The organism is Streptomyces sp. NRRL S-1813, from assembly GCF_000719605.1.
Lineage (GTDB): Bacteria > Actinomycetota > Actinomycetes > Streptomycetales > Streptomycetaceae > Streptomyces > Streptomyces decoyicus.
Map to the genome: position 1 here is coordinate 273275 of NZ_JOHB01000001.1, position 13694 is coordinate 286968.

Consider the following 13694-nt stretch of genomic DNA (forward strand, 5'->3'; position numbering starts at 1 on the left):
GATGAAACTGGGTTGGCAGTCTTTGGGGCATCGGGAGAGATCAACACCCGAACACACCGAACGAGCTGGGCTCTACGACGGGGGGCGCGAGATGAACACACTGCACGGCACCACTTCCAGCGCAGTTATCACGCGACTCCACGACGTCGTCAGGACCAACGAGAAGTCCGGTGTCAGCGGGGGCACCTCCCTCGGGGGAAGTCGGGGGTGCGCTCGCGGCATCGGGCGTCAGCGGCCGCCGTACATGGTGGCCATCGACGCCACGACGGTCACGCTCGACGGGGCCGACGGGGAAAACCGGGGGCACGGGGGCAACGCCGCCCACGGGGGCAACAACGGGGGAGCGGAGTACAGGGAGGCCACGGGGGAACGGCGTTCCCCGGCGGAGACGGCGGAGGCCGAAGCGGCCTTCACCGCCTACGTCCAGGAGCGCCGGTCCTCCCTGTACGCCACCGCCTACCACCTGACCGGTGACCGCTACGAGGCCGAGGACCTGCTCCAGAGCGCGCTGTTCTCGACCTACCGGGCGTGGGACCGGATCAGTGACAAGGCGGCGCTCGGCGGCTATCTGCGCCGCACCATGACCAATCTGCACATCAGCGCCTGGCGTCGGCGCAAGCTGAACGAGTACCCGACCGAGGAGCTGCCGGAGACGGCGGGCGACGTGGACGCGATGCGCGGCACCGAGCTGCGCGCCGTGCTGTGGCAGGCGCTGGTCCGGCTGCCCGAGACGCAGCGCACGATGCTGGTGCTGCGCTATTACGAGGGCCGTACGGACCCGGAGATCGCGGACATTCTCGGCATCAGTGTCGGCACGGTGAAGTCGAGCATCTGGCGCGCCCTGCGCCGGCTGCGCGAGGACGAGGTCCTCAGCTTCGGCCGTGACCAGGAGGAGTCCTTCGGCGAGCTGGTGGCCTGAAGGATCGGGGAGCCCGAGGGCCGGGGGGCCCGAGGGAGAACCGGGGGGAACGCCCGAGGGGAAATGGGGATACGGGGGAACCGGCGGCAACGGAGCAATCCGCTCAAGCCGGACGTATCGGGGGATACGGGGGAAGTACGGGGGAAGAGGGAGCGGGTTCGGGCGGCCGGGGGGTCTGCCCGAACCCGCTTCTTCGTATGCGCCGGGGCGGCCTTGAGTGCGGCCGCGGCCGGAACCGCCCGTCAGGAACGTACGGCCGCGCCCTGCCCGTCCGCCGCCCGCGCCGCCGATATCCGCGCCAGCGCCTCCGGCTTGGCGCAGGGGTGTGCGCCCAGCGCGGTATGCCGGGCGACGATCGACCGCTCGTTGCGCAGCAGCCGCAGGCCCCGGCGTACGAGATAGAGGCTCGACTTGCGGCCCTCGCGCAGATCCCGTGCCAGCCGGCGGCGGAAGGTGGTGGTGGGGCGGCCGCGCAGACACAGCGCGTCGGCCAGCAGTCCCGCCGCGCGGCACTCCGCGATGACATCGGCGGCGAAGACGCCCTCCGCGATGAACAGCGGGGCGCCGCCGAGGTCGAGCGCCGACGCACCGACCCGGGCGCTGGCCCCGATGTCGTAGACCGGAACGTCCGTACGCCCCGTACGGCACAGCGCATCGATGGCGGCGACCGCGGCTCCGGCGTCCCAGGACAGTGGCGCGTCCCAGTCGGCGCCGCCGCCTTCGGGCAGTTGCGGCAGGTTCGGGTCCGTCCCCTCCTTGTAGAAGTCGTCGAGACGGAGGACGGGCAGTCCACTGCGCGCGGCCAGGGACGTCTTGCCGGAGCCCGAGGGGCCGGTAAGCAGGATGACCCGGGCGGGGGTGCCTCCCCGCTCATGGGGGTCCCCCGAGAGTGGAGGAGGGGCCGAGAGCGTGGCGGAGGGCGGCGGGGTGCAGGAGTGGGAGCTCACGGGCAGCCATTGTCGCGTATGGGGCCGTGTGGGGTACCCCTGGCGCGCGAGGTGGATCGGCCATCCCTGCCTCAACTACGCTACGCAGTCAATCGATTACCCGACTGCTCTCGCTCGCACAGCACTTCGACCGCTTCGATCCACAGGCAGGTGGCACATGCCCTCCCATGCACGTCCCAAGCCCAGCCGTATTCCGCGCACGTTGCTGCGGGCCGGGCTGGTCATCTCCGCAGCCGGCGCCGCGATCGCGGCGGGCGGTGCGGCAACGGCGACAGCCGCCCCCGCCGCCCCGGAACGCAGCGCCGACACCGGTGCCACGGCCTCGGCGCTGACCGGCGCACTCGTGAACTCCCTCGGCGGCGGCCTCGGCCCGGTCAAGAACCTCCAGGTGAACCCCTTGGCCAACACCCCCGTCGACCCGCTCGCCAACGCCGTCAGCACCCAGATCGCCGACTTCAAGCCGGTGGGCACCACGCTGGTGACCGGGGCTCTCTCGGACGGCGGCGCGCTCAAGGACCTGCCGTTGGTGGGGACGCTGACGAGGGTGCTGCCGGGGTGAGGCCGGCGCGGCGGGCGCTGTCCCGGCGGCCCTCAGCCGCCGGGACCGGTCGCGCCCGCCGCCCCGCCGTCCGGGGTCAGCGCCCGTGGAAGGCCGTGACCATGGCCTGCATGTCCTCCTGGAACGAACAGCACAGCGCCAGCCACGAGCCGTCGACGAAGACCAGGTCGAAGCGGCCGCGGGGGAACGTCATACGCGGACGGGGCCGCAGCTCCGCGATGTTCGAGAGCTGTATCTGGACGGCGACCTCCAGCTCGGGCTCCCGCTCCCGCCACCCGGTGGCCTGGTCCGTCAGCACGAACAGCCGGCGGTCGGTGAGCGCCTGGTGCCGGGGCGAGCCGCCCGCGTTGGTGACCTGGACGAGGAACCGGCCGGCCATGCTCGTCCAGCTGCCCTCCATGGTCTTGCCGTACATCATCCGTTGGGTGGCGTCGTCGAGGGCGTCCTCGATGTTCTCCTGGGCCTCGTTCAGACCCTCCGCGACATTTCCGGCCACGCGCGTCACCGGGTTGTCGAGCAGCCGGTTGTTGAGCAGGCGGCTGTCGGACGGCCGGCTGGTGGCCGTTCCGCCGGACGGTTGACTGGCGATCGCGCCGCCGGACGGCTGCGACGCCTTGTCGAGGATGTCACTCAGCTTTCCCAGGAGGCCCTTTGCGCGCGGCAGCGGCCTCCGGGGGGCGCGCAGATGGGCGGGCACGAGCGGGAGATCCGGGTACTCGTGGTAGTCCCTGGCCTCCCACAGTGCCTCGCCCGGCTGGAGGAACTGGCGGGAGGGAGTGACATGGTCGATCTTCGGCATACGGTCATCCTCCTCGGTTCCAGGCGGCGACGAACCCCTCCATGCGCTCGCGCTGAAGGCTTCCCAGGGCGATCCACGAACCGTCGACGAAGGTGACGTCGAACCGCCCCTTGGTGACGGCCTTCGAATGCGCGGTGACCCGGGCGATGTTCGTACGGGGCACCGCCACCCCGAGATCACACTTCGGGGTGCCGTCCAGCCAGCTCTTGTTGCGGTTCACGAGCACGATCAGCCGGCGGTCGGTCAGCGCCTGAAATCTGGGCTCGTCGCCCGCGTTCGTCAGATCGACCAGGAAACGCCCGGCCATGCTCGACCAGCCGCCCTCCATGGGCTTGCCATACATCATGTGCTCGATGGCGTCGGCCGCGGCGTCCTCGATCGTCTCCTGAATTTCGAACACCGCCTCGCTGAGATCGCGGTCCGGCCGCCTCCCGCCGTTGCCGCCGAAGTCTCCGGCGGCATACGTGGCGACGGTTTCGCCCTCTCCGCTGACGGGCCGCGGCGCGCTGTTGTCGGCGGACCCGCTGACGGCCCGCGTCACGGGATTGTTCGCCAGTCGCTTGTTGATCGCCGGGCCCAGCGGCTTCGTCACCTTGCCCAGAGCGTTCCCCAGCGCGCCCCGTACCCGCTGTTCGAGAGGGGACGGGGTGCGCGGGGTGCGCAGCCCGGCAGGGACGAAGGGCAGCGCCGCATTGTGGCAGTAGTCCGAGGCGATGATCAGCCTTTCCCCTGGCTGGAGGAAGGGCAGGAAACAGTCGCGGTAGTCCGGTCGCATCCGGCGCGGCTCCTCTCGTCGGGTGCGGCGCTCAGCCGAACGGATTGTCCGGGTCGCGCGGCTGCTGGGCGGCGGCCGGACGGGTGACCAGGCGGGGGTCCCGCTCGACCGCGGGTTCGCGGTAGCGGCTGAGGGGGTCCTGTGCGGTGGGCTGCGCTGCGAAGTCGGGCGCCGGGGGCAGGTGGGGGCTGCCGTGACCGCCGCTGCCGCCACTGCCGTGGGAACCCTTGCCGTTCAGCGCGTCGTCGAGTTCGTCGGCCTCGTGCTGGACGATGGGGGAGACCGCTTGGGTCGGATCGCCGGAGAAGCCGAGGCCGCCCATCCCCAGCTCCACGGCCCCCTTCATCGGCGTCTTGATGACCTTCAGCGCCTTCTTGGCGGCCAGCGCCTTCGCGAACTTCTCGGCCTCGACCGGGTCCTTGAGGTGCTTCCAGGTCCAGGGCTTGAGCTTCTTGACCTTCGACATCTTCTTGGCTTTTTTCAGCAGCTTGATGATGTTGACGAAGGCCTTGAGCTCCTTTGCCAGTTCGGCCAGCACCCTGGCGATACGCGCCGACACGAAACTGGCCTCGGCCACCGCTGCCGCCGCGGCGGCAGCGGCCGAGATGCCGGCGGTGACGATCGAGGTGGCCAGGGCCACGGCAAGTTCGATGAGGGCCCATTCGATCAGCTCACGGATGAGCGTCTCGACGACCTGCTCGGCCATCTTCGCCTGTGCGCCGGCCTGTTCCAGGACGTCGGCCACGGCGTCCATGTCCTCGGCTTCCGCCTCCAGGGCGGTTTCCAGCTCGGCGAGGTGGCCCTGGAACGCCTCGGCGGCCTCGCCGGTCCACTCGTGGGCGAGGTCCGCGCGGTCACGCCGCTGATCGGCGATCAGGTCGCGCAGCTCGGCTGCCTGGTCGCGCCAGAGCTTGGCGGTTTCCTGGATGCCCTCGTCATCGCCGGTGACCGCCTCCAGGTGCTCGGCGAGCGGTTCGACGAGCGGACGCATGATGCTGTCGACGGCGGAGTCGAAACCGCCCATCCAGTCGTTGACCTTGTTGTAGGCGCTCAGCGCCCCCGATACCGGCCCGCTCATCGGGTGCTCCCCGGCCCGCCCTGGTGGATCTGCCGCATCGACGCGGCGGTCTCGTCCTCGTCGGACTGATAGGCACGTGCCGTCTCGGTGACGCCCTCGCTGATCTTCTCCTCCAGCGTGGCCGCGGAGTCGAGCGTGTCCAGGCAGTGCTCGCTCTGCTCGTCGTAGGCCTGGTAGAGCTCATCGGACTCCGGGAGCTTCCCGAAGGCCTCCTTGTTCAGCTCATGCGAGGCGAGCTTGCTGCGGATCGCCCGCAGCTTCTCCGCCCGCTGGTCCGAGCTCTTGGCGAATTTGTGCAGCGCTTCCTGGGCAGCGCTGAATTGCTCCGGCACGGATCTCCCCCGAAATGTTGTCGTCGTGCGGTCAAGCCAATGGTAGTGAAAGGTTCGGACAGCAGTGCGGGGCCCCGCCATCAGGCGAGGCCCCGCACGGGCATTGGTGACGGCACGTCATAAGGCTGACGCAATAGGCCCAGAGCAGGCCAGGAACAGGCCTAAACGCCCATCGGATGCCACACCGTCTTCGTCTCCAGGAAGCCCAGCAGGCGGCCGGTGCCGGGGTCGGCGGTCCAGTTCACCGCCGCCGGGCGGAGCACCCGCTTGAGGTTGTCGGCCGCGGCCTTCTCCAGCTCCGTCGCCAACTCCTCGTCGGCGCCCGCGAGATCGAGGGCGTTGACGTCCTGGTGGGCGGCGAGCGGGGCGCCCAGCTCCGCGGTACGGCCCGAGAGGATGTTGACCACGCCGCCCGGGAGGTCGGACGTGGCGAGCACCTCGGCCAGCGAGAGGGCGGGCAGCGGTGCGCCCTCGGCGGCCGCCACGACCACCGTGTTGCCGGTGACGATCGCCGGTGCGATCACCGAGACCAGGCCGAGGAACGACGACTCCTGCGGGGCCAGGAGCGCGACCACGCCGGTCGGCTCGGGGGAGGAGAGATTGAAGTACGGACCGGCCACCGGGTTGGCGCCGCCGGCGATCTGGGCGACCTTGTCGGACCAGCCCGCGTACCAGACCCAGCGGTCGATCGCCGCGTCCACCTGCGCCGCGGCCTTCGCCTTCGACAGCCCCTCGGCGGCGGCGACCTCCGCGGTGAACTGGTCGCGGCGGCCTTCCAGCATCTCGGCGACGCGGTAGAGGATCTGCCCGCGGTTGTAGGCCGTGGCGCCCGACCAGCCGCCGAACGCCTTACGGGCGGCGACCACCGCATCGCGGGCGTCCTTGCGGGAGGCCAGCGGCGCGTTGGCGAGCCGTGTGCCCTTGGAGTCGGTCACCTCGTACACCCGCCCGCTCTCGGACCGGGGGAACTTGCCCCCGACGTACAGCTTGTAGGTCTTGAGCACACTCAAGCGGTCAACAGTGTTCATCAGCGCTCGCCCTTCGGGCTCGACGGGGCGAGGTACGCCTCCAGACCGTGCCGGCCGCCCTCGCGGCCGTAGCCCGACTCCTTGTAGCCGCCGAAGGGCGAGGCCGGGTCGAACTTGTTGAACGTGTTGGACCAGATGATGCCCGCGCGCAGCTTGTTCGCCATCCACAGCATCCGCGAGCCCTTCTCCGTCCAGATGCCGGCGGAGAGGCCGTAGGGGGTGTTGTTGGCCTTCTCCACGGCCTCCGCGGGGGTGCGGAAGGTCAGCACGGACAGCACCGGGCCGAAGATCTCCTCACGGGCGATGCGGTGCGCCTGGGTGACGCCGGTGAACAGCGTCGGGGCGAACCAGTAGCCGGAGGTGGGGAGCTCGCAGGACGGCGCCCAGCGCTCGGCGCCCTCGGCCTCGCCCGCGTCGGCCAGCGCGGTGATACGGGCCAGCTGTTCGGCGGAGTTGATGGCGCCGATGTCGGTGTTCTTGTCGAGCGGGTCGCCCACGCGCAGGGTCTGCATCCGGCGCTTGAGGGCGTCCAGCAGCTCGTCCTGGACCGACTCCTGGACCAGCAGGCGCGAGCCCGCGCAGCAGACATGGCCCTGGTTGAAGAAGATCCCGTTGACGATGCCCTCGACGGCCTGGTCGAGCGGCGCGTCGTCGAAGACGATGTTGGCCGCCTTGCCGCCCAGTTCGAGGGTCACCTTCTTGTCGGTGCCGGCAACCGTACGGGCGATGGCCTTGCCGACCTCGGTGGAGCCCGTGAAGGCCACCTTGTTGATGTCGGGGTGCCCGACCAGCGAGGCGCCCGTGGAGCCGTCGCCGGTGAGGATGTTGACGACGCCCTTGGGCAGGCCCGCCTGGCGGCAGATGTCCGCGAAGAACAGGGCGGACAGCGGGGTCGTCTCGGCGGGCTTGAGGACGACCGTGTTGCCGGTCGCCAGCGCCGGGGCGATCTTCCACGCGAGCATGAGGAGGGGGAAGTTCCAGGGGATGACCTGGCCGGCGACGCCCAGGGGGCGGGGGTTCGCGCCGTACCCTGCGTGGTCGAGCTTGTCGGCCCAGCCCGCGTAGTAGAAGAAGTGCGCGGCGACCAGCGGCAGGTCGGCGTCGCGGGACTCGCGGATCGGCTTGCCGTTGTCGAGCGACTCCAGCACGGCCAGCTCGCGCGAGCGCTCCTGGATGATCCGGGCGATCCGGAAGAGGTACTTCGCCCGCTCGGCGCCGGGCAGCGCGGACCACTTCTCGAAGGCCTTACGGGCGGCCTTCACGGCGCGGTCGACGTCCTCGGCGCTCGCCTGGGCGACCTCCGAGAGGACCTCCTCGGACGACGGGGAGACGGTCTTGAAGACCTTGCCGTCGGAGGCCGGGGCGAACTCGCCGTCGATGAACAGGCCGTAGGACGGCGCGATGTCGACGACCGCGCGGGATTCGGGTGCGGGTGCGTAATCGAAGGTCATGGGAGCCTCAGTCCACCGTGACGTAGTCGGGGCCGGAGTAGCGGCCGGTGCTGAGCTTCTGGCGCTGCATCAGCAGGTCGTTCAGGAGGCTGGAGGCGCCGAAGCGGAACCAGTCGGCGGTCAGCCAGGGCTCGCCGAGGGTCTCGTTGACCATCACCAGGTACTTGATCGCGTCCTTGGTGGTACGGATGCCGCCGGCCGGCTTCACACCGACCTGGACGCCGGTCGTGGCGTGGAAGTCACGGACCGCCTCCAGCATGAGGAGGGTGACCGGCGGCGTGGCGTTGACGGCGACCTTGCCGGTCGAGGTCTTGATGAAGTCGGCGCCCGCGAGCATCGCGAGCCAGGAGACCCGGCGGACGTTGTCGTACGTCTGGAGCTCGCCGGTCTCGAAGATGACCTTGAGGTGGGCGGCCGTGCCATCGGGGCGGGCGCAGGCCTCCTTGACGGCCTTGATCTCCTCGAAGACGTCCATGTAGCGGCCGGAGAGAAAGGCGCCCCGGTCGATCACCATGTCGATCTCGTCGGCGCCGGCCGCGACCGCGTCACGTGTGTCGGCGAGCTTGACCGGCAGCGCGACCCGGCCCGCCGGGAACGCGGTGGCGACGGAGGCTACGTTGATCTCCGGGCCGCCGGCCCGGGCGAGCGCCTCCTTGGCGGTCGCGACCATGTCCGGGTAGACGCAGATCGCGGCGACCTTGGGGGCGGTGCGGTCCGTGGGATCCGGGTGGACACCCTTGGCGCACAGCGCCCGGACCTTGCCCGGGGTGTCCGCGCCTTCGAGGGTCGTCAGGTCGATCATCGAGATGGCGAGATCGATGGCGTACGCCTTCGCCGTCGTCTTGATCGAGCGGGTGCCGAGGGTGGCGGCGCGGGCCTCGAGGCCGACCGCGTCGACGCCGGGGAGGCCGTGGAGGAAGCGGCGCAGCGCACCGTCGTCGGCGGTCACGTCCGCCATTGACGCCAGACGCCCCGCGGCTTCCTTGCCGTATGCGGGAACAGTGATGGGCATGGTCACGAGGGGAGCATATCTACGCGCGTAGCGCCATGTCATCCCCCTCAGCGTTCCGAATCCGGCCGGAACGGAGGGTGCGGGAGCGCGCCGGAGGACACTGAAGGGCCAACTGCCCGGTGGCGGGCGCCGAACGCCAACGTACCCGGGGCCGGAGGGGCACGGACCCCGCTCCCGAATGATGCCGTAACGCAATGTCCGGCATGCGGACGGTCAGGCAGAATCGGCGATATGACGAGCCAGGACCGGTCCACCCCGCCCCAGCAGCAGTACGCGGAGCGCAGCTACCGCTCGCCCGCGGCCCTCGCGGGCGGCGTCCTGCTCCTCCTGCTCGGAGGCTGGCTCGGCGGCGACGCGCTGCTCCAGGGCGTCACGCAGACCAAGCTGATGGCGGTGTTCGCGCTGCTCCTCGGGGTCCCCCTGGTGATCGCCTACACCCTGCGCCCGCTGGTCAGGGCGGGCGAGGACCGGCTGACGGTGCGCAATCCGTTCCGTACGATCACGCTGCCGTGGGGCGCCGTGGAGACGCTGCGGGCGGCGTTCTCCACCGAGGCGGTCACCGCGGCCGGCACCTACCAGCTGTGGGCCATTCCGGTTTCGCTGCGGCAGCGCAAGAAGGCCAGCCGGCAGGCGCGCCGTGGCGCCACCTCCGGGCTCCGCTTCGGACCGCAGGTGGAGTCCGGCCCGGCACCGCGCGCCGTGGCCGACCAGGCCCTCGAAGAGCTCCGCGAGCTCAAGGAGCGCGCCGCGGACCGCGAGAGCGCCCAGGGAGAGCCGGTGGTGCGCTGGGCGTACGCGATCGTCGCGCCGATCGTGGTGGGTGCGGTCGGGCTGGCCGTGATGGTGGCGCTGTAGACGGTGCGCCGCGCCGCCGGGGCGCCGGCAGTACGGGAAGTGGGGCGCCCCTGTGGTGTTTCCCCGCCGCCCACCCCGGTGTTGTTGTTTCCCCGCCGCCCACCCCGGTGTTGTTGTTTCCCCGCCGCCCACCCCCCTCCGGGGGGTGGGCGGGTGTAGTGCGTCGGGCCCCTTCGGGGGTGGACGGGTGTAGTGCGCCGGGTCGGCGTGAGCAGTACGTCGGGCCGACGCATGCAGTACGTCCGGCCGACGCGTGCAATACGTCCGGCCGCCGTTCAGCCGCCCGTCAGCCGTCAGCCGTTCAGATCCCCGCCGCCGCCGACAGATCCTGCTTGATCGACGCCAGTGTCGTGGCGGCCTTCGTCCGGGCCTCGGGGAGCGCCTCGGGTGAGGCCACCGGGACCACGACCTCCAGGTAGCACTTGAGCTTGGGCTCGGTGCCGCTGGGCCGGACCACCACACGGGCGGCCTCGATGCCGGCCTCCGGCGAACCGGACAGGTAGTAGCGCAGCCCGTCGGTCGGCGGCAGCGTCTCCGTACCCCGGTTGAGGTCGTCGGCCCGGGCCACGGCCAGACCCGCCAGCGCGGCCGGCGGCTGCGCGCGCAGGGCGCGCATGGCGTCGGCGATCAGGGACAGATCCTCCACGCGGACCGAGAGCTGATCGGTGGCGTGCAGCCCGAACTCCACCGCGAGGTCGTCGAGCAGGTCGGTGAGGGTGCGTCCGTCCTGCTTGAGCTCCGCGGCCAGCTCGGTGATCAGCAGCGCCGCGGTGATGCCGTCCTTGTCGCGGACGCCCTCCGGGTCGACGCAGTAGCCGAGCGCCTCCTCGAAGGCGTACCGCAGGCCGTCCACCCGTGCCAGCCACTTGAAGCCGGTCAGCGTCTCCTCGTACGGAAGCGAGGAGGCGGCCGCAATACGGGACATCAGCTGGGAGGAGACGATGGTCGTCGCGAAAGTGCCGGTGGCGCGCTTGCTGACCAGATGGGCCGCGAGCAGTGCGCCGACCTCGTCGCCGCGCAGCATCCGCCAGCCGTCGGGCGTGCCGGGGTCGGGGACGGCGACGGCGCAGCGGTCCGCGTCGGGGTCGTTGGCGATGACGATGTCGACGCCGGAAGCGCCCCGTTCGCGGGCGGTGGCGAACGCGAGATCCATCGCGCCCGGCTCCTCCGGGTTGGGGAAGGCGACCGTCGGGAAGTCCGGGTCCGGCTCGGCCTGTTCCGCGACGACCGCCGGGGCCGGGAACCCGGCCCGTGCGAAGGCGGCGACGAGGGTGTCCCGGCCGACGCCGTGCATCGGCGTGTAGACGACCTTCGTGTCCCGGGGGGAGCCCGGGGTCAGCACCGCGTCCGTACGCGCCAGATAGGCGTCCAGGACCGTCTCGTCGAGGGTTTCCCAGCCGGCCTCGGGACGCGGTACGCCGGCCAGCGGGCCGACCGCGGCGATCTCGGCGGCGATCTCGCCGTCGGCGGGCGGCACGATCTGCGAGCCGTCGCCCAGATAGACCTTGTAACCGTTGTCGCGCGGCGGGTTGTGGCTGGCGGTGACCTCGACACCGGCCACCGCGCCCAGATGCCTTATCGCGAAGGCCAGGACCGGGGTGGGCAGCGGGCGCGGCAGCACCGCGGCGCGCAGGCCCGCGCCGACCATCACGGCCGCCGTGTCGCGGGCGAAGTCGGCGCTCTTGTGGCGGGCGTCGTAGCCGACGACGACCAGGCCGGCACCGTCGCCCTGCGCCTTGAGGTACGCGGCGAGACCGGCCGCCGCCCGGATGACCACGGAGCGGTTCATCCGCATCGGGCCCGCGCCCAGTTCACCGCGCAACCCGGCGGTGCCGAACTGGAGGGTGCCGGCGAACCGGGCGGCCAGCTCCGCGGCGATCTCGCCGTCGTCGGCGGCTTCGATGAGCTTGGACAGCTCGTCCCGGGTCTCCGGGTCGGGATCCTCGGCCAGCCATGCCTTGGCCCGGTTGATCAGCTCCGCGGGATCGGTAGCCACGTGATGCTCCTGACGGTGGATGCGGGTGGGGGCGCGCTGAGGACAGCTGCGGGGAGGGCCCCTCTCGGCTCGTCACGCCTACCCATTACGCGGGTGAGGGGAGCCGCAGAACCGGCCAATGCCGCTGGATGGCAGCGCGTGGGGGGCGGCGGTGTCGCGCGGCGGGAGCGGCCGGCGGCCGGGCGGCGGGGCCGCTGCGGTGGTGACGGCGGCGGGGCGGCCCGGCGGGTGTCGCACACCCGCCGTGGCCGTCCTCCGTCGTCGTGCGGTGCTCGGCGCCGTGACGCCGTGGCGCCTGACTCCATGACGTCATGACTCCATGACCTCATGACGCTGTGAGGTCGTGACGACGCCTGACTCCATGACGTCGCGACGCCTGACTCCGTGACGTCATGGCGCCTGACGCCGTGACGGCCTCAGAGCTTGCCGAGCACCTGGGCGAGCAGGCTGCCCATCCGGGTCGCGGAGTCGCGGCCGGCCTGGAGCACCTCTTCGTGGTTGAGCGGCTCGCCCGTCATGCCGGCGGCGAGGTTCGTCACCAGGGACAGACCGAGCACCGCGGCGCCGGCCTCGCGCGCCGCGATGGCCTCCAGGACCGTGGACATACCGACCAGGTCGGCGCCCAGCGTCCGGATCATCTTGATCTCGGCCGGGGTCTCGTAGTGCGGGCCGGGGAACTGGGCGTAGACGCCCTCCTCCAGGCTCGGGTCGACCTCCTTGCACAGCGCGCGCAGCCGCGGCGAGTACAGGTCCGTCAGGTCGACGAAGTTCGCGCCGACGATCGGGGAGGTGGCGGTCAGGTTGAGGTGGTCGCTGATGAGGACCGGCTGGCCGGGGCGCATGCCCTCGCGCAGACCGCCGCACCCGTTGGTGAGCACGATGGTCTTGCAGCCGGCCGCCGCGGCGGTACGGACGCCGTGCGCGACCGCGGCGACACCACGGCCCTCGTAGTAGTGCGTACGGCCCAGGAAGACCAGGGCCCGCTTCTCGCCGACCCGGTATGAGCGGATCGTGCCGCCGTGTCCGGCGACGGCCGGCGCCGGGAAGCCGGGCAGCTCGGTGACGGGGAATTCGTGCTCGGGCGCGCCCAGGGCCTCGGCGGCCGGCGCCCAGCCGGAGCCCATCACCAGGGCGACGTCATGGGTCTCGGCGCCGGTCAGCTCGCGCAGACGGGCGGCGGCGTCGGCGGCGGCACCCTGCGGGTCGCGCGCGATGTCCGGGGTAACAGATGCGTTCACGCGGACGAGGGTAGCCGGTATTCCCCTACGCGCGTAGATGTCACTGCTCACGGTCCTGGGATCGTTGTCTTGTGGCTTCTGCCGAAAGTGCCGCCCCGGGCGCGTCGCGGCACCCGTACGGCGCACCCCTACGGCGGTGTGCCCGCCGCGGCCGCCCGCCCGCCGCCCGTCAGCAGGGCCGCTTGCGCAGCTCCATCACATAGTCGTGCGGTGCGCCCGCCGATTCCGCGGCGTCCGCGATCTCGCCCAGGTAGCGGGCCGACGGCAGGCCGCCCTCGTAGCCGTTGAGGACATAGATCCACGCCGTCTCGTCGCCGTCGAGGGTGTGCACCCGCACCCGCATCCGGCGGTATATCTCCAGGCCGACGCCCTCCCAGCGGTCCATGGACTCCTCGTCCATGGGCGCGATGTCGTAGAGCGCGACGAAGAGCTGGGAGGCCGGGTCCTCCACGACCGTCGCCAGGGCGCCTTCCCAGCCCATCTGCTCGCCGCCGAAGGTGAGCCGCCAGCCGTCCAGCCAGCCGGTGCCGCGCAGCGGCGAGTGCGGTGCGCGGCGGGACATCAGCCGCGCGTCGAGGTTGCCGGCGTACGCGGCGTAGAGCGACATGGTTCCGAGGGTACGGGAGGTTGCCCGTCGGGCTCGTGGGACCCGAGGTCCGGACAAGAGGCCTGGCAGGGCGCACCCGGTTGCCCCGCAAGGGGCGC

At 71.4% G+C, this 13694-nt stretch carries 14 protein-coding genes; 3 read left to right on the plus strand and 11 right to left on the minus strand.

The annotated features are described in order from the left end of the window. Positions 1-91: 91 nt before the first annotated feature. Entirely contained in the window at positions 92-919 is an 828-nt protein-coding gene (locus tag IF67_RS0101290; RefSeq protein WP_030981315.1) for a SigE family RNA polymerase sigma factor, read from the plus strand. A gap of 242 nt (positions 920-1161) precedes the next feature. On the opposite strand, the gene IF67_RS0101295 is transcribed toward IF67_RS0101290, so the two are convergent. Further along, positions 1162-1866: an ATP-binding protein gene (locus IF67_RS0101295; protein ID WP_420708583.1), complete on the minus strand. Its 705-nt coding sequence runs from the start codon at positions 1864-1866 to the stop codon at positions 1162-1164. Between the two features lie 157 nt (positions 1867-2023). Between IF67_RS0101295 and IF67_RS0101300 the strand changes: the two genes are divergently transcribed. Then, positions 2024-2425, plus strand: coding sequence for a hypothetical protein (locus IF67_RS0101300; RefSeq protein WP_030981317.1), 402 nt, complete (start codon positions 2024-2026; stop codon positions 2423-2425). A gap of 76 nt (positions 2426-2501) precedes the next feature. On the opposite strand, the gene IF67_RS0101305 is transcribed toward IF67_RS0101300, so the two are convergent. The 7 genes from IF67_RS0101305 to deoC form a co-directional block, all read right to left on the minus strand. Further along, entirely contained in the window at positions 2502-3224 is a 723-nt protein-coding gene (locus IF67_RS0101305) for a hypothetical protein (protein ID WP_030981318.1), read from the minus strand. A 4-nt stretch (positions 3225-3228) separates the two neighbouring features. Beyond that, entirely contained in the window at positions 3229-3999 is a 771-nt protein-coding gene (locus tag IF67_RS0101310) for a hypothetical protein (protein WP_030981319.1), read from the minus strand. Positions 4000-4030: 31 nt separating this feature from the next. Continuing rightward, complete coding sequence (locus IF67_RS0101315; protein ID WP_030981320.1) at positions 4031-5077, minus strand: WXG100 family type VII secretion target; 1047 nt, start codon at positions 5075-5077, stop codon at positions 4031-4033. Next, positions 5074-5409: a hypothetical protein gene (locus IF67_RS0101320; RefSeq protein WP_030981321.1), complete on the minus strand. Its 336-nt coding sequence runs from the start codon at positions 5407-5409 to the stop codon at positions 5074-5076. The genes IF67_RS0101315 and IF67_RS0101320 overlap by 4 nt, the downstream gene beginning before the upstream one ends. 161 nt (positions 5410-5570) lie before the next feature. Next, positions 5571-6437, minus strand: a complete 867-nt coding sequence (locus tag IF67_RS0101325; RefSeq protein ID WP_030981322.1) for an aldehyde dehydrogenase family protein — start codon at positions 6435-6437, stop codon at positions 5571-5573. Continuing rightward, on the minus strand, positions 6437-7888 hold the full coding sequence (locus IF67_RS0101330) for an aldehyde dehydrogenase family protein (RefSeq protein ID WP_030981323.1): 1452 nt from the start codon (positions 7886-7888) through the stop codon (positions 6437-6439). Before IF67_RS0101330 ends, IF67_RS0101325 begins: the two co-directional genes overlap by 1 nt. A gap of 7 nt (positions 7889-7895) precedes the next feature. Beyond that, a complete protein-coding gene (gene deoC, locus IF67_RS0101335) occupies positions 7896-8900 on the minus strand; it encodes a deoxyribose-phosphate aldolase (protein WP_030981324.1) in 1005 nt (334 codons plus the stop codon). Positions 8901-9131: 231 nt separating this feature from the next. Here deoC and IF67_RS0101340 point away from each other — a divergent pair, with 231 nt between their 5' ends. Continuing rightward, positions 9132-9755 carry a PH domain-containing protein gene (locus IF67_RS0101340; RefSeq protein WP_030981325.1) on the plus strand — a complete coding sequence of 208 codons (624 nt, stop codon included), beginning with the start codon at positions 9132-9134 and terminating at the stop codon, positions 9753-9755. Positions 9756-10056: 301 nt separating this feature from the next. Here IF67_RS0101340 and IF67_RS0101345 read toward each other — a convergent pair whose 3' ends face one another. The 3 genes from IF67_RS0101345 to IF67_RS0101355 all read right to left on the minus strand — a co-directional run bounded on the left by IF67_RS0101345 (position 10057) and on the right by IF67_RS0101355 (position 13596). Continuing rightward, entirely contained in the window at positions 10057-11751 is a 1695-nt protein-coding gene (locus IF67_RS0101345) for a phospho-sugar mutase (protein ID WP_030981326.1), read from the minus strand. 416 nt (positions 11752-12167) lie between these two features. After that, positions 12168-12989, minus strand: a complete 822-nt coding sequence (locus IF67_RS0101350) for a purine-nucleoside phosphorylase (protein ID WP_030981327.1) — start codon at positions 12987-12989, stop codon at positions 12168-12170. A 169-nt stretch (positions 12990-13158) separates the two neighbouring features. Next, a complete protein-coding gene (locus IF67_RS0101355) occupies positions 13159-13596 on the minus strand; it encodes a gamma-glutamylcyclotransferase (protein WP_030087091.1) in 438 nt (145 codons plus the stop codon). Positions 13597-13694: the final 98 nt, after the last annotated feature.